Origin of the sequence: Streptomyces nojiriensis, from assembly GCF_017639205.1 — a bacterium.
GTDB classification, from domain to species: Bacteria; Actinomycetota; Actinomycetes; order Streptomycetales; family Streptomycetaceae; genus Streptomyces; species Streptomyces nojiriensis.
Genome location: NZ_CP071139.1, coordinates 2,028,204 through 2,050,993, shown reverse-complemented (window position 1 = coordinate 2,050,993; position 22,790 = coordinate 2,028,204). Strand labels below are relative to the sequence as shown.

22 protein-coding genes are annotated in these 22,790 nt (G+C 73.0%); 8 read left to right on the top strand and 14 right to left on the bottom strand.

Features of this window, described 5'->3' with window-relative positions:
- Nucleotides 1–156: 156 nt before the first annotated feature.
- Nucleotides 157–1,008 carry an alpha/beta fold hydrolase gene (locus tag JYK04_RS09585; protein WP_189746132.1) on the bottom strand — a complete coding sequence of 284 codons (852 nt, stop codon included), beginning with the start codon at nucleotides 1,006–1,008 and terminating at the stop codon, nucleotides 157–159.
- A 288-nt stretch (nucleotides 1,009–1,296) separates the two neighbouring features.
- On the opposite strand from JYK04_RS09585, the gene JYK04_RS09580 reads away from it, so the two are divergent.
- Nucleotides 1,297–2,067 (top strand): GntR family transcriptional regulator, encoded by a 771-nt coding sequence (locus JYK04_RS09580; RefSeq protein WP_189746130.1) that lies wholly within the window; start codon nucleotides 1,297–1,299, stop codon nucleotides 2,065–2,067.
- A 124-nt stretch (nucleotides 2,068–2,191) separates the two neighbouring features.
- Here the strand turns inward: JYK04_RS09580 and JYK04_RS09575 are convergent, their stop codons facing one another.
- The 3 genes from JYK04_RS09575 to JYK04_RS09565 form a co-directional block, all read right to left on the bottom strand.
- Nucleotides 2,192–3,346: an ROK family transcriptional regulator gene (locus JYK04_RS09575; RefSeq protein ID WP_189746128.1), complete on the bottom strand. Its 1,155-nt coding sequence runs from the start codon at nucleotides 3,344–3,346 to the stop codon at nucleotides 2,192–2,194.
- A gap of 100 nt (nucleotides 3,347–3,446) precedes the next feature.
- Nucleotides 3,447–4,097, bottom strand: a complete 651-nt coding sequence (locus tag JYK04_RS09570) for a response regulator transcription factor (protein ID WP_189746126.1) — start codon at nucleotides 4,095–4,097, stop codon at nucleotides 3,447–3,449.
- Between the two features lie 4 nt (nucleotides 4,098–4,101).
- Nucleotides 4,102–5,277 (bottom strand): sensor histidine kinase, encoded by a 1,176-nt coding sequence (locus tag JYK04_RS09565; protein ID WP_189746124.1) that lies wholly within the window; start codon nucleotides 5,275–5,277, stop codon nucleotides 4,102–4,104.
- A 108-nt stretch (nucleotides 5,278–5,385) separates the two neighbouring features.
- Here JYK04_RS09565 and JYK04_RS09560 point away from each other — a divergent pair, with 108 nt between their 5' ends.
- The 4 genes from JYK04_RS09560 to JYK04_RS09545 all read left to right on the top strand — a co-directional run bounded on the left by JYK04_RS09560 (nucleotide 5,386) and on the right by JYK04_RS09545 (nucleotide 8,050).
- Nucleotides 5,386–6,297: an ABC transporter ATP-binding protein gene (locus tag JYK04_RS09560; protein ID WP_189746122.1), complete on the top strand. Its 912-nt coding sequence runs from the start codon at nucleotides 5,386–5,388 to the stop codon at nucleotides 6,295–6,297.
- A 37-nt stretch (nucleotides 6,298–6,334) separates the two neighbouring features.
- Nucleotides 6,335–7,084, top strand: coding sequence for an ABC transporter permease (locus JYK04_RS09555; protein WP_189746119.1), 750 nt, complete (start codon nucleotides 6,335–6,337; stop codon nucleotides 7,082–7,084).
- Between the two features lie 40 nt (nucleotides 7,085–7,124).
- Nucleotides 7,125–7,562, top strand: a complete 438-nt coding sequence (locus JYK04_RS09550; RefSeq protein ID WP_189746117.1) for a hypothetical protein — start codon at nucleotides 7,125–7,127, stop codon at nucleotides 7,560–7,562.
- 68 nt (nucleotides 7,563–7,630) lie between these two features.
- Nucleotides 7,631–8,050 carry a hypothetical protein gene (locus tag JYK04_RS09545; RefSeq protein WP_189746115.1) on the top strand — a complete coding sequence of 140 codons (420 nt, stop codon included), beginning with the start codon at nucleotides 7,631–7,633 and terminating at the stop codon, nucleotides 8,048–8,050.
- A gap of 218 nt (nucleotides 8,051–8,268) precedes the next feature.
- Here the strand turns inward: JYK04_RS09545 and JYK04_RS09540 are convergent, their stop codons facing one another.
- A complete protein-coding gene (locus JYK04_RS09540; RefSeq protein WP_189746113.1) occupies nucleotides 8,269–11,283 on the bottom strand; it encodes an NACHT domain-containing protein in 3,015 nt (1,004 codons plus the stop codon).
- Between the two features lie 98 nt (nucleotides 11,284–11,381).
- Between JYK04_RS09540 and JYK04_RS09535 the strand changes: the two genes are divergently transcribed.
- Nucleotides 11,382–11,636, top strand: a complete 255-nt coding sequence (locus tag JYK04_RS09535) for a hypothetical protein (protein WP_189746111.1) — start codon at nucleotides 11,382–11,384, stop codon at nucleotides 11,634–11,636.
- Between the two features lie 25 nt (nucleotides 11,637–11,661).
- On the opposite strand, the gene mug is transcribed toward JYK04_RS09535, so the two are convergent.
- The 5 genes from mug to JYK04_RS09510 form a co-directional block, all read right to left on the bottom strand.
- The gene (gene mug, locus JYK04_RS09530) at nucleotides 11,662–12,270 is read right to left on the bottom strand and encodes a G/U mismatch-specific DNA glycosylase (RefSeq protein WP_229876797.1); all 609 of its coding nucleotides are present in this window, start codon (nucleotides 12,268–12,270) and stop codon (nucleotides 11,662–11,664) included.
- Nucleotides 12,267–13,700, bottom strand: coding sequence for an adenylosuccinate lyase (purB, locus tag JYK04_RS09525; RefSeq protein WP_030008636.1), 1,434 nt, complete (start codon nucleotides 13,698–13,700; stop codon nucleotides 12,267–12,269). Before purB ends, mug begins: the two co-directional genes overlap by 4 nt.
- A 71-nt stretch (nucleotides 13,701–13,771) precedes the next feature.
- Nucleotides 13,772–14,554: an SGNH/GDSL hydrolase family protein gene (locus JYK04_RS09520; RefSeq protein ID WP_189746109.1), complete on the bottom strand. Its 783-nt coding sequence runs from the start codon at nucleotides 14,552–14,554 to the stop codon at nucleotides 13,772–13,774.
- 65 nt (nucleotides 14,555–14,619) lie between these two features.
- Nucleotides 14,620–15,645: a hemolysin family protein gene (locus tag JYK04_RS09515; RefSeq protein ID WP_189746108.1), complete on the bottom strand. Its 1,026-nt coding sequence runs from the start codon at nucleotides 15,643–15,645 to the stop codon at nucleotides 14,620–14,622.
- Nucleotides 15,642–16,976, bottom strand: a complete 1,335-nt coding sequence (locus JYK04_RS09510) for a hemolysin family protein (protein WP_189746106.1) — start codon at nucleotides 16,974–16,976, stop codon at nucleotides 15,642–15,644. The genes JYK04_RS09515 and JYK04_RS09510 overlap by 4 nt, the downstream gene beginning before the upstream one ends.
- 206 nt (nucleotides 16,977–17,182) lie before the next feature.
- Between JYK04_RS09510 and JYK04_RS09505 the strand changes: the two genes are divergently transcribed.
- Nucleotides 17,183–17,605, top strand: a complete 423-nt coding sequence (locus tag JYK04_RS09505) for a GNAT family N-acetyltransferase (RefSeq protein ID WP_189746104.1) — start codon at nucleotides 17,183–17,185, stop codon at nucleotides 17,603–17,605.
- Nucleotides 17,606–17,843: 238 nt separating this feature from the next.
- Here JYK04_RS09505 and bioD read toward each other — a convergent pair whose 3' ends face one another.
- The 3 genes from bioD to bioB are packed head-to-tail and all read right to left on the bottom strand — an operon-like array spanning nucleotide 17,844 to nucleotide 21,190.
- Nucleotides 17,844–18,623: a dethiobiotin synthase gene (bioD, locus tag JYK04_RS09500; RefSeq protein WP_189746102.1), complete on the bottom strand. Its 780-nt coding sequence runs from the start codon at nucleotides 18,621–18,623 to the stop codon at nucleotides 17,844–17,846.
- Nucleotide 18,624: 1 nt separating this feature from the next.
- Nucleotides 18,625–19,947: an adenosylmethionine--8-amino-7-oxononanoate transaminase gene (locus tag JYK04_RS09495; RefSeq protein ID WP_189746100.1), complete on the bottom strand. Its 1,323-nt coding sequence runs from the start codon at nucleotides 19,945–19,947 to the stop codon at nucleotides 18,625–18,627.
- On the bottom strand, nucleotides 19,940–21,190 hold the full coding sequence (bioB, locus tag JYK04_RS09490; protein WP_189746098.1) for a biotin synthase BioB: 1,251 nt from the start codon (nucleotides 21,188–21,190) through the stop codon (nucleotides 19,940–19,942). Before bioB ends, JYK04_RS09495 begins: the two co-directional genes overlap by 8 nt.
- Before the next feature lie 157 nt (nucleotides 21,191–21,347).
- Here bioB and JYK04_RS09485 point away from each other — a divergent pair, with 157 nt between their 5' ends.
- Nucleotides 21,348–22,529 carry an 8-amino-7-oxononanoate synthase gene (locus JYK04_RS09485; protein WP_189746096.1) on the top strand — a complete coding sequence of 394 codons (1,182 nt, stop codon included), beginning with the start codon at nucleotides 21,348–21,350 and terminating at the stop codon, nucleotides 22,527–22,529.
- Between the two features lie 38 nt (nucleotides 22,530–22,567).
- Here JYK04_RS09485 and JYK04_RS09480 read toward each other — a convergent pair whose 3' ends face one another.
- Nucleotides 22,568–22,789, bottom strand: coding sequence for a DUF397 domain-containing protein (locus JYK04_RS09480; protein ID WP_189746094.1), 222 nt, complete (start codon nucleotides 22,787–22,789; stop codon nucleotides 22,568–22,570).
- Between the last annotated feature and the right edge of the window lies 1 nt (nucleotide 22,790).

Genomic DNA, 22,790 nt, shown 5'->3' with positions numbered 1-22,790 from the left:
GTCGGACCAGCGTGCCGCTGCACACCGGCCCGGCCGCGTCGCCCACGCGAACCGCGGATGAACAGCCGTCAGCCGCTCATTCGTTCATCTGTTCAGGTGTTTGGCCGATTCCGTCGCCTCGGCCGATCCGGGATCCCGTCCGGTCCGGACGGCCTATCAGGCCGCCACGGGACGCACGCTGCGGGCCGTGTCGAGCACCACCCGGGACACGAGGGCCGGATCGTCGTTCATCGGGACGTGGCCGCAGCCCGGGAGCCGGACCAGTCGGGCGCCGGGGACGGTGTGCTTGGCGCGGATGCCCTGGCGGCGCAGCAGCAGCCGGTCGCGGGTGCCCCAGGCGATGGTGACCGGCAGGCCGGGCACGTCGTCGGTGAACCGTACGGAGCCGCCCGCGGCCAGGGTGTCCTCGAAGCCGGTGGCATCGCGCAGGGCGAGGGTCTCGGCGACGACCGCCTCGGCCGGGCGGCGGGACGGGCGGGCGTAGATGGTGCCGGTGAGCGCGGCGCGGCCGGCGGCGGTGCGCGAGAGCCGTCGTACGGCGGGCAGGGGCAGCGCCTTGGCGCCGGCACGCATCGCGAGGAGGGTGGCGAAGGCGTACCGGCGTTCGGCCTCGGTCCAGAACCCTGCGGGGGAGAGGGCGGTGACGGAACGGACGAGGTCGCTCCGGCCCATCTCGAGGGCGAGCAGACCGCCGAGCGAATTGCCCGCGACGTGCGGGCGCTCGACGCCGAGGGCCGCGCAGAGCGCCCCGAGGGCCGGAGCCACGGTGCCCAGGGAGTACGGAACGCCCTTGGGCAGGGGCTCCGAGGCGCCGAAGCCGGGCAGGTCGACGGCGATCACGTCGTGCTCGGCGGCCAGGATGTCGATCACCGGGTGCCAGGCCTGGAGGTGATGGCCTATGCCGTGCAGCAGGAGAAGCGGTTCACCGGCGCCTTTGCGCTCGTAGGCGACGGTGGTGGGGCGGGGGCCGAGCGGCGAATCGATCGTGAAGGAGACCGTGGCGGTCATGCTGCTCCTCGTCGGTTGGACGCGTGCGAGACAGGATGTCAGTAGTGCCTACCGCCATGATTACCGTCCGGTAGCCCTTGACTACAAGCCTTCCGTGCGTACGAGAACATCCCATGAACGGCTTGATACGTATGCCCGTTCTGCCCGGCAAAGGTATGAGCATTGGTCTTGACCAAGGGGGTGCGCCGTCCTATCGTCGCAGGGATAGTGCAGGAACCTTTAATAAACAAAGGCGCGGAACTGCCGCTGAAACACACGGCGAGTGCAGCGATGGCAGGAGGAGTCAGGGTGGGGACCACGCAGCTCGAAACGGCACCGGAGCCGAAGTACTGGCACCTCAAGACCGTCCTCAGCGAGGCGCTCGACCAGGACTTCGCCGTGGGTGAGGTGCTGCCCAACGAGCGTGAGCTCGCGGCCCGTTTCGGTGTCGCCCGTGCGACCCTGCGTCAGGCGCTGGAGCAACTGGAGCTGGAAGGCCGGCTGCAGCGTCGCCGCGGCGTGGGTACCACCGTCGCCCCGCCGCGCGTCGGTGTCGCCGTGGGCAGCGCTCAGCACAGTTGGCCCGGTGAGAGCGTCGACGGCTGGGAGCCGCTCGACGCGGCCGAGACCCTGCCGACGGCCGCGGTGCTGAAACTCCTCGGTACCGGTGGCGCCTTCGCCGCCGACCAGCCGGTGCACACGGTGCGCCGGACCCGGGTCACCCACGGCCAGGCCGTCGCCGCCGAACTGCTCTACGTCCCCGCCGCGTCGGTGCCCGGACTCCCCGCCATCGAGGCCCCGGCCGGACCGGCCCGCGCCCGCGCCGTGCTGCGCGAACTGCAGCGGCTGGTGCTCGACGGCCAGGACCGCTCGGTGGAGCTCGGCTCCGCCCGCGCCGACGACGCCAAGGAACTGGACCGCCTGCCGGGCGCCCCCGTGCTCGTGGTCACCACGCGCTACTTCACCGCCGCGGGCACGGCGGCGGTCTCGGTGGCCACCTACCGCGCGGACACCTGCCGCCTCACCTTCGGTGACTCGGGCAACGTCGAGATCACCCACGAGCCGCGCGTCGCCTCCTGACCCGTCAGGGGCCGGCTCCGGTTCCCGATCCTCCTGAGCGTGTACACACGGCTACGGCCCGGTCCTCAGCGGTGGCTGGGGGCCGGGCCGTAGCCGTGTGTACGGGGGAGGGTGCAGGGCGTGGTCAGCGGCGGGCCGTGACCGTCTTCTCCACCGCGAAGAGCTCCTCCTCGACGTGGTCCAGCGCGAGCCGGAGGGCGCCGGTCGCCACCGCGGCCTCGCCGAGCATGGACTGGGCCACCCTCGGCGGGCGCAGGCAGTAGCGCTCCAGCTCCTGGCGGAGGGGCTCCAGGACCCCGTCCAGACCGGCCGCCCAGCCGCCGACGACCACCAGCTCCGGATCCATCGCCAGGACCAGGGCCGCCACGTCGTGCACCAGCCGCTGCAGGAACCGCTCCACGGCGGCGACCGCACGCTCGTCGCCCCGCTTGGCCTTCGCGAAGACCTCGGCGACCGCGGCTTCGTCCAGCGGATGCAGCGGCTCACCGGTGGTCGACAGCAACCGCTCGGGCGTGACCTCGCGGCCCAGCAGGTGCAGGGCGCCGATCTCGCCGGCCGCCCCGCCGAAGCCCCGGTGCAGCCTGCCGCCGATCAGCGAGCCGGCGCCGGGGCTGAGCCCGGCCATCACGAACACCATGTCGCCGGTGTCCCGCGCGGCGCCCTTCCAGTGCTCGGCGACCGCTGCCGCATTGGCGTCGTTCTCCACCTGGACCGGGCAGCGGAACGAGCGCCGCAGCCGTTCCCCGAGCGGCAGCCCGGTCCAGCCGGGCAGTGCGGTGCCCAGGCGGACCGTGCCGTCCGCCTCCACGATCCCGGGGCTGCCGACGCCGACCGCCCGCAGCGAGTCCCGTGGCACCCCGGCGCGGCGCAGCAGATCGGCGACGGCCGCCCGTACCCGCTCCAGCCGCTCATCGGCGGACGCCGTCTCCGCGACGTCCTTGGTACCGGCACCGATGACACGGCCGTCCAGCCCGGACAGCAGCACCGCGATCCGGTGCGAGCCGATCTCGATGCCCAGCAGGTGCCCCGCCTCGGTCCGGAAGCGGAACCGCCTGGCCGGGCGGCCCTGCCGTCGCGCGCCCTCCTCCGCGTCCGCCTCGACGACGAGACCGGTCGCGATCAGCCCCTCCACGACACCCTCGACGGTCGGCCGGGAGAGCCCGGTCAGCCGTGTGAGGTCGGTGAGGGTAGGCGATCCGGCCGTCCGCAGCGCGCGCAGCACCACGGCGGAATTGATCCGCCGGAGCAGAGAGGGGTCCCCGCCGGTCAGCTGCCCCAACGTGTGTCCTCCCAGGTAGCGAGCTTGTCAGCCGGATCGTACTGCCCACCCGGTGCGTCGGCGAGAAGCAGCCCCCCATCGGCCGGAAGCAGACCTTCCCTCATGCGGGGGAGACGAACCCCGACTCGTACGCCGTGATCACCGCCTGCGTCCGGTCCCGCGCCCCCAGCTTCGCCAGGATCGCGCTGACGTGGGACTTGACCGTCTCCGTGCCGATGATCAGCTCGGCGGCGATCTCCACGTTGGTGAGCCCCCGCGCCATCAGCCGCAGGACCGCCTCCTCCCGCTCGGTCAGGGCGGCTCGCTGCAGCGCCGCCCGGGCCTGCCGGTTCCCGTACTCCGCGGCCAGGGCCCGCACGGCCGCCGGGAAGAGCAGCGTCTCGCCCTCCGCCACCAGCCGTACCGCGTGCACGATCTCCGAAGGCCGGGCCCGCTTCAGCAGGAACCCGTCCGCTCCCGCCCGCAGCGCCTGGTAGACGTACTCGTCGTTCTCGAACGTGGTCACCACGAGGACCTTCGGAGGGGAGTCCACCGTGCGCAGCACCGCACGGGTCGCCTCGATCCCGTCGAGGAGCGGCATCCGCACGTCCATCGCCACCACATCCGGCCGCAACTGCCGGACCAGCGGGATCACGGAGGCCCCGTCGGCCGCCTCACCCACCACCTCGATGTCGGGCTGGGCATCCAGGACGGCGCGCAGACCCGCACGCACCAGGGGTTCGTCGTCGACGAGCAGTACGGTAACCGGCATCCGGTCAGCGTATTCGCTCCAGCGGCAGCCGGGCGCGCACTCTCCAACCGCCCTCGTACAGCCCGGATTCGGCTTCTCCGCCGAGGAGTGCGGCCCGCTCCCGGATCCCGCGCAGGCCGCTGCCGCCGCCGAGCGTGACCACGGGGCGTTCCGGCAGCGGGTTGGTCACCTCCAGGTCCAGCCGGCCCGCGGTCATCTCCACCCGAACGCGCACCGGCACCGGGCCGCAATGCCGCAGTACGTTGGTCAGCGCCTCCTGCAGGATCCGGTAACCCTCCCGGGTGACCCGCTCCGGCAACTTCTCCAGCGGCCCCGTCAGTTGCGCGTCCACGACGGAACCGGAGGCCCGGGCCGACTCCAGGAGCCGGTCGGCCTCCGCCAGCGTCGGCCACTGCGACGGCGGCTGCCCCGACTCCCGCAGCACCCCCAGCACCCGCTCCAGATCCTCCAGCGCGGCCCGGCCCGTCTCCTCGATCGCGCACAGCGCCCGATCGGTGAAGGCGGGATCACCCGCCGCGCGCGCCGCCCCCGCCTGCACGACGGCCACGGTGAGCGCGTGCCCGATGGAGTCGTGCAGTTCCCGCGCGATGCGGGTGCGCTCCAGCAGCTGCTCCGTGCGTGCCTCCAGCGCGGTCAGCCGTTCGGCGGCGGACGGGCCGAGCAGGCGGGTGGCGGCCGTGGTGATCAACTCGCCGAGCAGGACCACGATGGTGATGAGTACGGCCAACGGCACGGGCACGAGCAGCGCGGCGGCCCAGCGCCCGGGTACGAACGGCAGCAAGTGGTCCGCACCCAGAGGATGCCCGATCGCCATCGCGGCGAGCTCCACGGCCATCGCCGACAGCCAGACCGTGGCGCCGAACGCGCCGACCGCGACGACCATCCGCGTCTCCAGCCACAGCACGGTTCGCCAGCGGTCCCCCCAGTGGGCCGACGGAGCGAGGCTTATGGCGCTGTCGGAGGGGTCGCGGTCGTACGGCGTGAGCAGGAACTGCGCCTGAAGACCTTCCGCCAGTCGCACCCAGGGCAGCAGCCCGAACGGCAGGACGAGCAGCAGCGGCACCCAGGGCCACCAGGGCATGATGAACATCCATACCGCCAGCAGCAGCAGCGGCACGCAGAGGTGCAACCAGCGTGAATAGGTCACTGGTTGGAACGGGGCGCGCAGCAGTCGGTCCATGCCTCCATGGTGGCAGCGTCCTGTTCACGGCCGTCTCCCCCACGTGGGGGAGACGCCACCCTCGCGTGGGGGAGGGGAGGGGGTGGGGCCGACGGCGAGTCTTGAGCCATGAACAGCATCGAGATCCGAGAACTCACCAAGCGATACGGCACCCACCGTGCGGTGGACGGCCTCACCTTCGATGTCCTGCCCGGGAGGGTGACGGGATTCCTCGGCCCCAACGGCGCGGGGAAGTCCACCACGATGCGCCTGCTCCTGGGCCTGGACCGGCCCACGTCCGGCACGGCCACGATCGGTGGCCGGCGTTACCCGGACCTGACGGACCCCCTGCACCGGGTCGGCGTCCTCCTGGACGCCCAGGCGGCACACGGCGGGCGCACGGCCCGCGACCACCTCCGCCTGCTCGCCGCGGCCGGCCGCATCCCGATGCGCCGGGTGGACGAGGTCCTGGAGCAGACGGGCATGGCCTCCGTCGCGAAGCGGCGGATCAAGTCCTTCTCGCTCGGCATGCGCCAGCGCCTGGGTATCGCCGCCGCACTCATCGGCGACCCCGGAGTGCTCCTGCTGGACGAGCCCACCAACGGCCTCGACCCCGAGGGCATCATCTGGATCCGCGAGCTGATGCGCTCCCTCGCCGCCGAAGGACGCGCCGTCCTGGTCTCCAGCCATCTGATGTCGGAAACCTCGGCGCTGGCCGACCACCTGGTCGTACTCGGCAGGGGCAAGCTGCTGGCCGACACCTCGATGGAGGCGTTCATCGACGCCCGCAGCACCCCGAGAGCGCGCCTGCGGACCTCCGACCCGGTCCGGCTGCGGGACGCGCTGGCCCGGGACGACCTCGAGCTGGTGGCCGCGGACGACGGGCGATGGACCGTGGAGGGCATACGGGCCGAGCAGCTCGGCAGCCTGGCCGCCCGCGAGGGGGTTCCCCTGCTGGAACTGTCCGACGAGCGCGCCTCGCTGGAGCAGGCCTACCTCGACCTCACCGCCGACCACGCGCAGTTCAGCGCGGCCCACTGACCTTCCACCCGCTCCCGTACCCTCAGGAGGCTTCGCCATGAGCGCCGCCCTGCCCACAACCCCCGTACTGCACTCGGAATGGATCAAGATCAGGTCTCTCCGGGGCACGTTCTGGTCGCTGATATCCGTCCTCGTCCTCACGGTGGGCGTCCAGGTGCTGGCCGCCGCGGCCCTGGGCGGGGCCGACGAGGGCGGCATGGGGGACGACCCGCTCCTCGCGGCCTTTTACGGAGTCAACTTCGGCCAGATAGCGGCCATCGCCTTCGGGGCCGCCGCCTTCTCCGCCGAGTTCCACAACGGAGCCCTGCGCACCAGCCTCACCGCCGTGCCCGACCGCACGCGGTTCTACTGGTCGAAGATCTCGATGCTGGGCGCGCTCGCCCTCGTGGCCGGCCAGCTCGCGGGACTGCTGACCTTCGTGGCCGGACAGTCGTTCACAGGTCGCGACGCCCTTGAGCTGGGTGACCCCGGCACCGTGCGGGCCGTTGTCGGCTGCGGTCTCTACCTGACGCTCATGACGCTGTTCGCGGCCGGGCTCACGGCCGTGCTGCGCAGCGGGGTGGCCGTCCTCGGCATCCTCATACCCTTCGTCGTCATGGTGTCCTTCATCGTGGGCGCGGCAGCGGACGGCGTGGGGCAGTTCATGCCGGACCGGGCCGGGCAGGCGATGATGCGCAGCCAGCAGTACGGCGACCTCGGCCCGTGGGCCGGGCTGGGAGTGCTGGCGCTGTGGGCGCTGACCGCGGTGCTGGGGGGCTGGCTGGCGGTGCGCCGCCGGGACGCGTGACGCCGGGCCAGTTGTCAGTGGCCCTCGGGATACTGACGGCATGACCACGGCAGAGCACCTCGACACGATCGAACGGCTCCGGGCGCAGGAGTTCCCGCCCGAGCCGGTCCGGACCGGAGGAAACAGCAGCGGCCCGGGATTCCACCTGGTCCAGCTCGCCCGGACGCGGAGCTTCTGGGAGGACGACGGCTCGGGCCGGATCGAGGCAGCCGACCAGATCGGTGCCGAGTACGGGGCGCTCGCCCAGGCCGCGACCGACCGGTGGGGGGAGCCGCAGGTCTTCGGTCTGGGAACGCTGAGGGACCGCGGATTCGCCGGGGAGGAGATACCGCAGCCGTGGGACGAGCTGAGCAGCACCACCGACCACGTACACCTGTGGCGGGTCGGCGCCCACTGGCTGGTGGTCTACGTGGCCCAATGGGCCGGCGAAGACCCGTACCAGCTGATGGCAGGGGTCACGATCACCGACCCGCCCTAGGAGCCGTCCCGCCGATCACGAGGCAGATGTGCCTGGCCCTGGGGTTGCTCGGCTGAGAGGGTGGGCTCATGAGCGATCTGGACGCGACGCTGCTGCCGCCAGGGCGTGTGGAAGTGGCTGCTCAATGGCACGCACTGGCCCAGGGCAAGGTGACCCGTGAAACCGTGCATGCGTGGGCGGTTCCATGGGTGGAGGGCGAGGGGGCACTCGTTGACTTCGAAGACCCCTTGGTCGTAACGGCCTTGCAGTACCTGCACGGGTTCGACCTTTGCCAGGATCCAGATCGTCCCGGGGTCGTCTGGCACGGCACTGCGGGTGAGGGCGAGTGGTATCACTCGCCCGATGACATCGCCGGCGGGCTCACCCGGTGGCAGGCGAAATGCGCTCTCTACGATGAGGATCCGCAGGGCTGGATCCAAACGGTGCGCGAGCAGGCAAGAGCGGCCATCCAGGCTGAGGAAGAAGAGCGCGGGCGTCGGCCGCATTGACCGTTCGGGCAGGCGCTGTGGTCACGACCGGATCCAGATGAGGAGTGCGGCAGCGGTGACCGTGCCGAGACAGACGTAGCCGCGCTTGTCACAGCGGGTCGCCTCATAGACCGTCTTCCAAGGACCGAACCGCTCCGGCAGATCACGCCAAGGCCCGGCCCAGGACGGGTCCGGCACGGAGATCGCGCACGGCCGCAGGAGACGTCGGATCCGTCGAACTAGCCGGTGCCCGGCCGGGGCTCCTGGAGCAGTGTCAGGATCCGCCTCGCCTCGGCCCTGTCGTACGCGCCGGGCCGCTGGTCCGGCGCCAGCTTGGTGAGGAGCTCGGCGGCATGGGAATCCCCGAGTTCGGCGAGCAGCCGCGGAACGTCCAGCAGGAGGTCGCTGTGGACGCTCGGGCGGAACAGCGGGGGCAGCGCCCGGAGGAGCCCCGCGGCGCCGGGATCGCCGAGGGCGACGAGAGCCCGGGCCGCCTGCATCCTGGAGTGGTCCGCTGTCCCGGGGCGCAGGGCCAGGCGGTGGAGTACGGGGGAGGCGCGGCGATCACCGAGCCCGGCGAGATGCACGGCAGCGTCCAGCCGGGCCTCGTCGGGGAGATCGACGGACCGGGTGAGGGCGTGCAGTTGCTCGGCGGCGGCCGGCTTGTCCACCGCGGCCAGTGAGATCGCTGCGCGCACGCGGGGGAAGCAGCCGACCTCCGGGGCGCGGGAGAAGGCGAGGAGCAGGCCGGGGCCGCGTGGATCCCCGAGTGTCACCAGTCTTCTCGCGGCCTCGATGCGAGAAGACTGGGCATGGTGGAGGACGTCGTTCGGCAACTCGCCCCGTTCCGTCGCGAGCCGGTGGAACACTTCGGCGGCCTCGGGTTCGGCCAGTCGCACCAGCGCCTCACCGGCCGCCGACCGGGCCGACACGGCGACATTCCGGGAGTGGCCGAGGACGCGGAGCCGCTCCGCCCCGCGGGGATCGCCCGAGGAGGCGAGCAGGTCGGCGGCCTTCACACGGAAAAGGACGCCGACCGTCGTGTCCGCGGAGAGGGTGTGGAGCAGGTCGGCAGCCCTGGGGTCGCCGACTCCGGCAGACTGAGCGGCAGCCTCGACCCGCTCATGGTCGGCGATCTCAGGGTCGAGGGCCAGCGCACGGAGCACGTCCGCCCCGCGGGGGTCGCCGGTCCGGGAAGTAAGCGCCGCCGCCGCGATGCGCACGTGGCCGGACGCGTCCGCGTCGCGGGAGAAGGCGAGCAGCGCGGCGGGACCCCGGGGGTCGCCGTGCTCGACCAGGGCCGCGCCCGCGCGTAACCGAGCGGAATCCGAGGAGTCGGACCGTGCGGTGAGGGCATGGAGTTGGTCCGGTCCCCGGGGATCACCGAGTCGGGTCAGCGCTTCGGCGGCTTCCTCGCGAGACCTGGTGTGGGCTTTGCGGAGCCCGTACGCATGGAGGGATTCGGCGACCGTGGCGACCACGTCGTCGGGCAGCCACGTGCCCATGGCGGCGAGGGAGGCGATGAACTCCCAGCCCGGCAGTCCGCCGCGGCGCGCCAGCCGCCTGAGTGGTGACCGGCGCAGGGTGAGACCGGCCTCGTGCGCGGCATCGAGGAGGAATCCGGTGGAGGAGAGGTCGGAAGGCGGCTGCCAGTAGCGGAAGAGGAACCACACGCGCGGTCTGATGCCCGGCGGTGTTCCGGTGGCGTAGGGCGAGAGCGGGATGCCCGGGGCGTGTCTGCGGCGGCGGTGGAAGGCGCGCCGGATCGCCCGTGCGCCCTCCTTCGGGTCGCGCACGAGGTGCCGGGCCGCCAGGTGCTCCAGCAGCGTCTGGTGGAGGAAGACGAGATCGCCGCCGCGCGGGACCAGCAGGCCGCTGCGCCGGGCCGCGGTCTCCAGGAACGCCCGCCAGTCGTGTTCGGGGACCCGGGGCGGCCGCAGGGCCTCGAGTCCGGAGCAGAGGAAGTCGAGCGCGGGCGTGGTGCTGCCGGCGAGGCGTTCGGCCGCGAGGTGGGCGATCAGCCCGGGAAGGCGGTCGAGGGCGTCCTCGGCTGCGGCGAGCGGCAGGGTGTGCGGGGAACCGGCCCGGCGCTGGTGCCGGTGGAGCAGTTCGATGAAGTCGCGGTAGACCTGGCCGCGTCCGGCCGGCAGGGGCTGTTCGGGGGCGGCGGCGTGGAGTTGGCAGAGCATCGCCGTCATCAGCGGTACGTGGGCGAGCGCCGCCAATCGGGTCCGGTCCAGCGCGCGCAGGAACCGCCGCGTCGTGTCCTCGGGATCCGGTACCTCCAGGCACCGGAACCAGCTCGCGGCGACCAGCGGCAGGTCGTCACGGCCGAACGGCTGGAGTTCGTAGCGGGGGACGTCGGCGCCCAACAGGTCGAGTTCCGGGCCGGGCAGCGGCCGGGTGGCCACGATGAACCGGTACAGACCGGTATGTGTCCCGCGGGAGGTATCGGCCAGGCGGCGCAGCACCTTGCGCCGGGCGGCCCCGTCGGTGACCTCGTCGAGCCCGTCGACCAGGACCAGCCAGCCCGCCCCCCGCTGCGGCTCGGTGGCGAAGAAGGCCGGCGGCAACCTCTCCACCAGGCCGTCGAGGTCCCGGTTCACAGCGGCGGCGACGGCGTCCGCCAGCGGAGCGTCGACCAGGGCGGCGGCAGGGACCAGCACGGGCACCTGGACGCCGCCGCGCCCCTCCAGCCACGGCTCGGTCCCCCGGTGGAGCCAGGTACGCAGGAGACTCGACTTGCCGCCGCCCGGCCCCGCCAGCACCACGCACGTCCGTCCGCCGGCCAGGAGGTCGTCGGCGGGCAGGGAGCCCGCCCCGGACGCGCGTTCCCACGGGTGCACCCGCTGGTTCAGGTAGACCGCCGCGAGCGGTGGTGCGATGCCCGGCAGCACACCGGCGTACGGGTGCTCACGAGCGGCGTCACGGGCAGCGGTGAGGTAGTCGCCGATGCGGCGCGTGCGCGCGTCCGCCCGTGCTCGGAGCCGGTGGAGCTCGACCAGGTCCGGTCCGGTGACGTCCAGGGCGCGGGCGAGGAGGTCGAGCGTCGTGAGCGTGGGCACCGCCTTCGCGTTCAGGACGTTGCTCAGCGTCGAGGGCTGGATGCCGGCGTCCCGGGCGACTTCGCTCTGTCTGCGGCCGGCCAGTGCGGAACGGATCCGTGCGATCAGCTCCCGGTGTGCGCCTGCGGGGCCCGTGCCGCCCACCGCCTCCACACCCACCTCCCGACCAGGTCGTGCGTTCTGGTTCACATCACCCCTGTGAACGGGTGCCGAGGCTATCCCTGTTGCTTCGAGGCCGGGCGGCCCCTGCCCGAACTCACCCCTTCGGAGTACGAGGAGTACCCACCATGAATCACCAACTGGCGTGGATCGCCGCACCCTTCGTGCTCGGCCTGCTCGTGCGCCTGCTGCGCGGGCCGCACCGCTCGCCCGCCGCTCTGTTGCGGGGGCTGCGGGACCTGGTCACCCTGCGGATGGTCCTGCGCGACACCGACCCGGAGCAGCGCGGCGAACTGCTGGCCGCGCACCGCGCCTGGCGCGACGATCCCGCGCCGGTCCGGGCCGCGAAGCGGCAGCGCGGGGGCGGGGGCCGCCGCGGCTGAGCCGGCGAGCGGATCCGGCATCCGGTCAGCTTCGGGGGCCGCCCGGTCCGGTGGCAGGGCGGCCACCGGACTCGTCCCGCCGGTCCACGGCTGCCTCGCCCGCCTCGGCGGCCGTGCGGAGCCGCGCGTACTCCTGGGCCATGGACTCGGCGGTCCAGTGGGCGTTGAGACCGCTGGGGTTGGGGAGGGCCCAGATGCGGGTGGAGCCGATGGTGCGCTCCTGGGGGCCGATCTGTGCCTTCTTCTCGCCGAAGGCCGTGCGGTAGGCGGTCACTCCCACCACCGCCAGCCACTGGGGGCGCAGCAGTTCCACCTTGGCCGTCAGGATGCGGCCCCCCTCGCGGAACTCCTCGGCGCTCAGCTCGTCGGCGCGGGCCGTGGCGCGGGCCACGACGTTGGTGATGCCGAGCCGGTAGGTCAGCAGCTCTTCCTGCTCCGCGGGGGCGAGGCGGCGCGGGGTGAAGCCGGAGAGGTGCAGGACGGGCCAGAAGCGGTTGCCGGGGCGGGCGAAGTGGTGGCCCGTCGCGGCGGAGAGGAGTCCGGGGTTGATCCCGCAGAAGAGCACACGCAGACCGCCCGCGACCACGTCCGGCAGGACGCGGTCGCGGGCGGCGTTCAGCTCGTCGGGGGTCAGAGGATCGACCCCGGCGCGTACCCGGCGGCCTCCGGGTGCTGCTTGGCGATCGCCTCGATACGGGAGACCACCACCGCGACCTGGTCGCCGGCGGCGCCCGTGAACGACAGCTTGTCGGCCATCAGGGCGTCCAGCTGGGCCCGGTCCAGCGGCATCCGCTCGTCGGCGGCCAGCTTGTCCAGCAGCTCGTTGCGCTCGGCGCCCTGCTCGCGCATGGCGAGCGCGGAGGCCACCGCGTGCTCCTTGATGACCTCGTGGGCGGCCTCGCGGCCCACGCCGGCCCGCACCGCGCCCATCAGGACCTTGGTGGTCGCGAGGAAGGGCAGGTAGCGGTCCAGCTCGCGGGCGACGACCGCCGGGAAGGCGCCGAACTCGTCGAGGACCGTCAGGAAGGTCTCCAGCAGGCCGTCGAAGGCGAAGAAGGCGTCCGGCAGGGCCACGCGGCGGACCACGGAGCAGGAGACGTCGCCCTCGTTCCACTGGTCGCCGGCCAGCTCGCCGGTCATCGAGGCGTAGCCGCGCAGGATGACCATCAGGCCGTTCACGCGCTCGCAGGAGCGGGTGTTCATCTTGTGCGGCATCGCGGAGGAACCGACCTGGCCGGGCTTGAAGCCCTCGGTCACCAGCTCGTGGCCCGCCATCAGGCGGATGGTCTTGGCGATCGACGACGGGGCGGCGGCCAGCTGCACCAGTGCGGTGACCACGTCGTAGTCGAGGGAGCGCGGGTAGACCTGGCCGACCGAGGTGAAGGCCTGGGCGAAGCCGAGGTGGGCGGCGATCCGCTGCTCCAGGTCGGCCAGCTTGGCGGCGTCGCCGCCGAGCAGGTCGAGCATGTCCTGGGCGGTGCCGACCGGGCCCTTGATCCCGCGCAGCGGGTAGCGGCCCAGCAGGTCCTCGAGGCGGTCGTAGGCCACCAGCAGTTCGTCGGCCGCGGTCGCGAAGCGCTTGCCGAGGGTGGTGGCCTGCGCGGCCACGTTGTGGGAGCGACCGGCCATGACCAGCTCGGCGTGCTCACCGGCCAGCTTGCCGAGGCGGGCGAGGACGGCGACCGTGCGGTCCCGGGCGAGCTCCAGCGAGAGCCGGATCTGCAGCTGCTCGACGTTCTCGGTCAGGTCGCGGGAGGTCATGCCCTTGTGGACGTGCTCGTGACCGGCGAGGGCGTTGAACTCCTCGATGCGGGCCTTCACGTCGTGCCGGGTGACCTTCTCGCGCTCGGCGATGGAGGCGAGGTCGACGGTCTCCAGGACGCGCTCGTAGTCGGCGAGGGCCTCGTCCGGGACCTCGATACCGAGGTCCTTCTGGGCGCGCAGCACGGCGAGCCACAGCCGCCGCTCCAGCGTCACCTTGTACTCGGGGGACCACAGGACGGCGAGCTCCGCGGAGGCGTAGCGGCCGGCCAGGACATTGGGGATGCGGGGCTTGGCAGTCACGTGGAGGGATTCTACTTGGGCCACCGCTGTGTGTTTACGCAGGTAGGGCCACCGCTCGGGATTGTGCCTTGCTACGAGAGCGGTGAGTCCCCGTACGGCAGCAGCTCGGGGCGCTTGGCCGGGCGGCCGTCCCCGGAGGAGCGGCCCGTCAGGCGGCGGCCGATCCACGGGAGCAGGTGCTGCCGGGCGAAGCTCAGGTCCTGGGCCCGGCGTACGGTCCAGCCCGGGGGAGCGGCGGCGGGCAGTTCGGTGCGCCAGTCCACTTCGGCGGGCAGGCCCAGCGCCTGCCAGACGGCCTCCGCCACCCGGCGGTGGCCCTCGGCGGTCAGGTGCAGCCGGTCGACGTCCCACATCCGGGGGTCCGCGAGCACGGGCGCCCCGTACAGGTCGACCACCACGGCACCGTGCCGGGCGGCGAGCTCCTCGATGGTGGCGAAGAGCTCCTCCATGCGCGGCCGGAAGCGCTCCATCACCGGCCCGTTGCGTCCCGGGGACCGCATCAGGACGAGGCGCTTGCAGGAGGGGGCGAGGAGTTCCACCGCCGACTCCAGGTGGTCGCGGACCCGGCCCATGTCCACCTTGGGGCGCAGGGCGTCGTTGAGCCCGCCCACCAGGGTCACCACGTCGGCGCCCATCGCCGCCGCCACCGGGACCTGGTCCTCGGCGATCTGCCCGATCAGCTTGCCGCGGACCGCGAGGTTCGCGTAGCGGAAGCCCGGCTCCCGTGCGGCGAGGCGGGCGGCCAGCAGGTCGGCCCAGCCGCGGTAGGAGCCGTCCGGAAGCAGGTCGGACATGCCCTCGGTGAAGGAGTCACCGATCGCGACAAAACTGGTGTAAGAGGCATTCATCTCCATGGCGGAGTGATGTTACCGCGCGGTACCCCGGCCCCGCAGGGCCGGGGACCGCACACCTCGGACGATCACGCGGACGCGGGCCTGCCGAACAGCTCCCGCAGCACGTCCTCCATCGTCACCAGGCCCGTCATGGCGCCGTCCGCCCCGAGGACCGCCGCCAGGTGCGTACGGCTGCGCCGCATGGCCGTCAGCACGTCGTCCAGCGGGGTCTCCGCCCGCACCTGGGCGATCGGCCGCAGCGCCGTCACCGGGAACGGCTCGTCCCGCTCCTCGTCGTCCGCGTCCAGGGCGTCCTTCACGTGCAGGTAGCCCAGGATCCTGCGCTGCTCGTCGATCACCGGGAACCGGGAGTACCCGGACTCGGCCGACAGCCGCTCCAGTCCGGCCGGAGTGATGCCCTCCCGGGCCGGGACCACCTGGTCCGCGGGCAGCACCACGTCGGTCACGGGCCGCCGGCCCAGTTCCAGCGCGTCGTGCAGGCGCTCGCTCGCCCGGTCGTCGAGGAGCCCCGCGTCACTGGAGTCCTTGACCATCCGCGCCAGCTCGTCGTCGGAGAAGGTCGCCGCGACCTCGTCCTTGACCTCCACGCGCAGCAGCCGCAGCAGGGCGTTGGCGAAGGCGTTGATCGCGAAGATCACCGGCCGCAGTACCTGCGTGAGGGTCACCAGCGGCGGCCCCAGCAGCAGGGCGGTGCGCACGGGCTCGGACAGCGCCACGTTCTTCGGCAGCATCTCGCCGAAGAGCATGTGCAGGTACGTCGCCAGGGTCAGCGCCACCACGAAGGAGATCGCGTGGGTCACGCCCGCCGGTACCCCGACGAGGTCGAACAGCGGGGTCAGCAGATGGGCGATGGCCGGCTCGGCCACCACGCCCAGCACCAGGGTGCACAGCGTGATGCCCAGCTGGGCCGCCGCCATCAGCGCCGAGACGTGCTCCAGCCCCCACAGGACGGCGCGGGCCCGCCGGTCGCCCTGCTCGGCGTACGGTTCGATCTGGCTGCGCCGGACCGAGATCAGCGCGAACTCCGCGCCGACGAAGAAGGCGTTGACGACCAGGGTCGCCAGGCCGATCAGCAGCTGGATGACGGTCATCGGGCCTCCTCCGTTCCCGCGGCGGGCCCGGCCGGAGCGTGCAGCAGCACCCGTGCGGCCCGGCGCCCGCCGGCGTCCGTCACGTCCAGCAGCCAGCCGTTCAGTTCCATGCGGTCGCCGACCGCCGGGATCCTGCCGAGCTCGGTCGCTATCAGGCCGGCCAGGGTCTCGTACGGACCGTCCGGCACGCGCAGGCCGATCCGTCGGAGCTGGTCGGTGCGCGCCGCGCCGTCGGCGGAGTAGAGCAGGCGCCCGGAGTCGTCCGTACCGGCCGGGGCCAGGTCGGGGGTCTCGTGCGGGTCGTGCTCGTCGCGGACCTCGCCGACGACCTCCTCGACGATGTCCTCCAGCGTGGCCACCCCGGCCGTGCCGCCGTACTCGTCTATCACCACGGCCATCGTCTGCTTGCCGGACAGCCGGTCCAGCAGCCGGTCCACGGTCAGCGACTCCGGTACGAGCAGCGGCTCGCGCAGCAGCTGCGACACGGGACGGCGGCGGCGCTCCGCGGCCGGCAGGGCCAGGACGTCCTTGATGTGGACGATGCCGACGACCGTGTCCAGGCTGCCCCGGTAGACCGGGAAGCGGGACAGTCCGGTGGCCAGCGTCGCGTTGGCCACGTCCTCCGCGGTGGTCTGCACGTCGAGGGCGGTCACCTGCACGCGCGGGGTCATCACGTTCTCCGCGGTCAGGTCGGCGAGGTTCAGGGTCCGGACGAACAGCTCGGCCGTGTCCTTCTCCAGGGCGCCCGCCTTCGCGGAGTGACGTGCGAGGGCGACCAGCTCCTGCGGGGTGCGGGCGGAGGCCAGCTCCTCGGCCGGCTCCATGCCGAAGCGGCGCACCAGATGGTTCGCGGTGGTGTTGAGGTGGCTGATCAGGGGCCGGAAGGCCCGGCTGAAGACCCGCTGAGTGGTCGCCACCCGCTTGGCGATCGCCAGCGGGGAGGAGATCGCCCAGTTCTTGGGGACCAGCTCGCCGACGACCATCAGGACGACGGTCGAGATCGCGGTGCCGAGGATCAGGGCGGCGGAGGAGGCCGTGCCGGCCGACAGGCCCATGGCCTCGAAGGGGCCCTGGAGCAGGGCGGAGATCGACGGCTTGGAGATCATGCCGATGACCAGGCCGGTGACGGTGATGCCGAGCTGGGCGCCGGAGAGCTGGAACGTCAGGGTGCGGACGGCGGCCAGGGCGCTGTCGGCCCCGCGATCGCCGCGTTCGACGGCTCGTTCGAGTTCGCTGCGCTCGACGGTCGTGAGCGAGAACTCGGCCGCGACGAAGACTCCGCAGGCAAGGCAGAGCAGCAGTGCCACGACGAGCAGGAGCACCTCGGTCATCGGTCGATCACCTCCGTCCCATGATCGGCCAGGAGGAGGGCTACCGCGCGGTGTCGTGAACGCGTATGTCGTGGACTGGGAGGCTCGCCCATGGGCGGACGCTCACACCTTTCACTCAAGAGGGACCTTTCACCACATGGTAAAGGATGAGCAAAGGGAAGGGATCATTCTTTTGGCGGAGCGCGGCCGGATGATGGGGTTCGGCCATGACTGATCTTCATATCGGCTCCGCGGTGGCTGCCGACCTGGGCGAGGTCCTGGCCTTCTGGAAGACCGCCGCGGAGGGAACGAGTATCAGCGACGATCTCGCGGGGGTCGAGAGGCTGCACGACCGCGACCCCGAGGCGCTGCTGCTCGCCCGGTGTGACGGGGAGCTCGTCGGCACGGTGATCGCCGGGTTCGACGGATGGCGCTGTCACCTCTACCGGCTCGCCGTGCACCCCGGGTACCGGAGGCAGGGGATCGGGGCCGCGCTGCTGGCCGCCGCCGAGGAGCGGTTCGTGGCGCTCGGCGGGCGGCGCGGGGACGCGATGGTGCTCGATCGCAACGAGCGGGCGCACCGGGTGTGGGACGCGGTGGGATACCGGCCGCAGGAGCAGTGGACGCGCTGGGTCAAGCCGCTCGGCTAGCCGCCGGTGCCCGTGCCCGTGCCCGGGCCCGTGCCCGTGCCCGTGCCCGTGCCCGGGCCCGTGCCCGTGCCCGGGCCCGTGCCCGTGCCCGTGCCCGTGCCCGTGCCCGGGCCCGTGCCCGTGCCCGGGCCCGTGCCCGTGCCCGTGCCCGGGCCCGGGCCTCGGCCGGTGGGTGCGGCCGCCCGTGGTCGGGCGGCCGCACTTCGAGGATTCGGGGCTCCGCCCCGGGCCCCGCGCCTCAATCGCCGGCGGGGCTGGGGTTTGCCCGGGCGGGGCTGGGGTTGGCCGGGGTGAAGGGGGGCGGGGTCCAGGTGGACAGGAAGGACTCCGCCGACCACGTGCCCGACAGGGACGGGGCCAGCCAGGACGGGGCCGACGCGCGGAAGCGGTCAGGCGCGAGGGTCCCCGAGCCCTCCGGGACCGCGCCCAGCAACGGCAGGCCCGAGGACTTCGTGAGGTCCGCCAGGTTGCAGCGCGCCGCGAGGTCCGGGCTTTGCGGCCAGCTGCCGACCACCACACCCAGCGCGGTCAGCTCCCGGGCCCGCAGGGCCTCCGCCGTGAGGGTGGTGGAGTTGAGCGTGCCGAGCCCCGCCTGGGCGACGACCAGCGTCGGCGCGCCGAGCAGGCGGGCCGCGTCGGCCAGGGTGTTCCCCGCCTCGTCGAAGCGGACGAGCAGTCCGCCCGCACCCTCCACCAGGACCAGGTCGTGGTCCAGCGACAGCTGCTGCGCGGCCTCCGCGATCTGCGCCGGGGCCAGCGTCGCCAGCCCCGAGCGGCGGGCCGCCCTGTCCGGGGCCAAGGGCTCCGGATAGCGGGCCAGTTCCACCGCCGTGACGGAAGGACCGGCCAGCCGGACCGCCTCCGCCGCGTCCCCCGGCTCCTGCGGGCCCACACCCGTCTGCGCGGGCTTGAGCACCGCCACCGAGCGGCCGGCGGCCACCGCGGCGGCCGCGATCGCCGACGTGACCACCGTCTTGCCGATCTCGGTGCCCGTCCCGGACACCATCAGTACGGACATCTCAGCCTTCCCGCGCCGCCGCGCACACCGCACGGCAGATCCGGTCCACGTCCTCGTCGCCGGTCACGAACGGCGGCATCACATAGACGAGGTCCCGGAACGGACGCACCCACACGCCCTCGCGCACCGCCGCCCGGGTGGCCGCCGCCACGTCGATCTCGTGGTCGAGTTGGACCACGCCGATGGCGCCCAGGACGCGTACGTCCTTCACCCCGGGGATGTCGGCCGCGGCCGACAGGCCCTCGCGCAGCCCCGCCTCGATCCGCTTGACGTCGGTCGCCCAGTCCTGGCCGAGCAGCAGCTCGACGGAGGCCAGGGCCACGGCCGTGGCCAGCGGGTTGCCCATGAAGGTCGGCCCGTGCGCCAGCACCGGGACCTCGCCCCGGGAGATGCCGCTCGCCACCCGCTCCGTGCACAGGGTCGCCGCCAGCGTGAGGTAGCCACCGGTCAGCGACTTGCCCAGGCACATCACATCCGGGGTGATCCCCGCGTGGTCGGCCGCGAAGAGCGCGCCCGTACGGCCGAAGCCCGTGGCGATCTCGTCCAGGATCAGCAGGACCCCGTACTCGTCGCACAGCTCGCGCAGCACCCGCAGGTAGCCGGGGTGGTGGAAGCGCATGCCGCCCGCCCCCTGCACCACCGGCTCCACGATGACCGCGGCCAGCTCGTGCGCGTGCGCGGAGACCGTGGCGCGCAGGTGGTCGGCGTACGCCGGGTCCACGGGCGTGTCGAAACCGGCGGGCGGCGCGTCCGCGAAGACCTGCCGCGGCAGGTGGCCCTGCCACAGCTCGTGCATCCCGCCGTCGGGGTCGCAGACCGCCATCGGCTGCCAGGTGTCCCCGTGGTAGCCGCCGCGCCAGGTCAGCAGCCGGGTCTTGCCCGTGTGACCCAGCGAACGCCAGTACTGCAGGCACATCTTGACCGCGACCTCGACGGACACCGAGCCCGAGTCGGAGAGGAAGACGTGCTCCAGCCCCGGCGGGGTGATCTCGACGAGCTTGGCGGCGAGCCGGACGGCGGGCTCATGGGTGAGCCCGCCGAACATCACGTGTGACATCCGGCCCAGCTGCGCGGTGGCGGCCTCGTTGAGCACCGGGTGGTTGTAGCCGTGGATGGCCGACCACCAGGAGGACATGCCGTCGACCAGCTCTTCGTGACCGTGTCCCTGGGACGGGTCGGCGAGCCGCAGCCGCACCCCCGAGGCGGAGGCGATGATCAGTGGCTCCTGCCGCCCGGGCATCGGGCCGTACGGGTGCCAGACGTGCTGCCGGTCCAGCGCGAGCAGTTCCGCGCCGGCCGACAGGGGGCCGAGCTGATCAGGCATTGGGGGCGATGTCCGTCCCCGCGCCGCGTCGGCGGACCGCCACCAGCTCCGGGCGGACCTCGCCGGCCTCGGCCTGGACCGGTACGGGCGTCTGGTCCGCCGGCGCGTGGCCGGAGCAGCCGCCGCACGCGGAGCCGCAGCCCGCGGCTTCGCCCTCGGCGGCCGGCGCGCCCGAACCGCAGAGCGAGGCGCCGCCGTTCGAACCGCAGCCCCCGCCGGTGGCGGCGGCCGCGACGTCGGAGCGGTGCGCGGGAAGGGTCGACGTACCGGCGCCCTCCACCTCGAAACCGGCGTCCGCGATCATGTCGAGGTCGGCCTGACCGGCCTGGCCCTCACTGGTCAGGTAGTCGCCGAGGAAGATCGAGTTGACGATGTGCAGGGCCAGCGGCTGCATCGAGCGCAGGTGCACCTCGCGCCCGCCGGCGAGGCGGACCTCGACGTCGGGGCAGACGAACCGCGCCATCGCCAGGATGCGAAGGCAGCGCTGCGGGGTGAGGTTCCACTCCTTGGCCAGCGGCGTGCCCTCGAACGGGATCAGGAAGTTGACCGGCACCGAGTCGGCGTCCAGCTCGCGCAGCGAGAAGACGACGTCGACCAGGTCCTCGTCGCTCTCGCCCATACCCGCGATCAGACCGGAGCACGCGGACAGACCGGCGCCGTGCGCCTTCTGCACGGTGTCGACGCGGTCCGCGTAGGTGTGGGTCTTGGTGATCTGCCCGTACGTCGCCTCGGAGGTGTTGAGGTTGTGGTTGTAGGCGTCCGCGCCCGCGTCCCGCAGCCGCTCCGCCTGGCCGTCCGAGAGCAGGCCGAGGCACGCGCAGACCTCGACGCCCTCGTTCTGCTCCTTGATCGCCGCGATCGTCTTGCCGACGCGGTCCACGTCCCGGTCCGTCGGCCCGCGGCCGCTCGCGACCAGGCAGACCCGCTTCGCGCCGCCCGCGACACCGGCGGCGGCCGCCTGGGAGGCCTCTTCGGGCTTGAGCCACGTGTACTTGAGGATGCCGGCCGTCGACCCCAGGCGCTGGGAACAGTAGGAGCAGTCCTCCGGGCACAGGCCCGACTTCAGGTTGACCAGGTAGTTCAGCTTCACCCGACGGCCGAACCACTGGCGGCGCACCTTGCCGGCCGCGGCCACCACGTCGAGCAGTTCGTCGTCAGAAGTCGCCAGTACGGCGAGTGCTTCTTCGCGGGTCGGCAGCTCTCGCCGCAGCCCCTTGTCCACCAGGGTGTTCAGCAGGTCCATGAACCCGATCCTGGACCACACCCCCGCTCCCGGCCAAGGAGAGATCGCACAACATGGCCGGATGGGTGTGTGTGTATCACCACACCTGGCGCAGCGGTCACGCGAGCTAGGGTCGGGGCAGGTCTGTGGACTGCCGACAAAACACGAGGACGTGCCGATGCCCGAGCTCACTCCCGACCCGGTGGACGTCTTCGGGTGGATCGACGACGCGGAGCGCGCGCGGGAGGAGGCCGGCCTCGTGCGCACCCTGCGTCCCCGGCCGCCGGTGTCGCCGCTGTTGGACCTGGCGAGCAACGACTACCTCGGTCTGTCCCGGCACCCCGAGACCGTCCGGGGAGCGCAGGAGGCGGCCGAGCGCTGGGGCGCCGGAGCCACCGGTTCGCGGCTGGTGACGGGTACGACCGAGCTCCACGCCGAGCTGGAGCGGGAGCTCGCCGCCTTCTGCGGTTTCGAGGCCGCGCTCGTTCTGTCCTCCGGCTACGCGGCCAACCTCGCCGCCGTCACCGCGCTCAGCGGCCGCGGCACGCTGGTCGTGTCCGACGCCGGGAACCACGCCTCGATCGTCGACGGCTGCCGGCTCTCGCGCGCCGAGACGGCCGTGGTCCCGCACGCCGACCCGGACACCGCACGCAAGACGCTCGCCGCGTACGAGGGCCGCGCGCTGCTGGTCAGCGACTCCGTGTTCTCCGTGGACGGGGACGCCGCCCCGCTGGCCGAGTACGCCGCCGCCTGCCGGGACGAGGGCGCCGCCCTGGTCGTCGACGACGCCCACGGGCTGGGCGTGCTGGGCGAGGGTGGCCGGGGCGCGCTGCAGGCGGCCGGGCTCGCGGGCGCGCCGTACGTGGTCGCCACCCTGACGCTCTCGAAGTCCCTGGGCAGCCAGGGCGGAGCCGTGCTCGGCCCGGCCAGGGTGATCAGGCACCTGGTCAACACCGCGCGCACCTTCATCTTCGACACCGGACTGGCCCCGGCGGCCGCCGGGGCGGCGCTGGCGAGCCTGCGCCTGCTCGGGCGGGAACCGGAGCGCGCGGACCGCGCCCGCGAGGTGGCCGCCCAGCTGTACGGGCGACTCACCGCGTCCGGCCTGACCGCGGCCCGGCCGGACGCGGCCGTGGTGTCGGTACGGGCCCCGTCGGCATCGGCGGCACTGCGCTGGGCCGCCGACTGCCGCGAGGCAGGTCTGTCCGTGGGGTGCTTCCGTCCGCCGTCGGTGCCGGACGGCATCTCCCGGCTGCGGCTGACCGCCCGGGCCGATCTCACGGGGGACGAGATCGATCGGGCGGTGGCGACGATCCTGGCGACCGCACCCGCGGGAGCCGCGGACGGCCGGGGCCGGTAGGCCGTAGCGGCCGGGGCCCCGGGTGTTTCCGGGTGGGGCTACGCGGGCGCGTCAGCCCCTACCGAGGCGAGGAAGCCGGTCCAGGCGGGCCCGGTGAAGAGCACGGCCGGGCCGTCCGTCCGCTTGGAGTCACGGACGGCCAGCAGACCGCCGTCCAGGACGGCCGCTTCCACGCAGTTGTTCATTCCGGTGCTGCGGCTGCTCCGCCGCCACCGCGCGCTGCTCAGAAGTCCGCTGTTGGATAAGGGGGTTGCGGACACG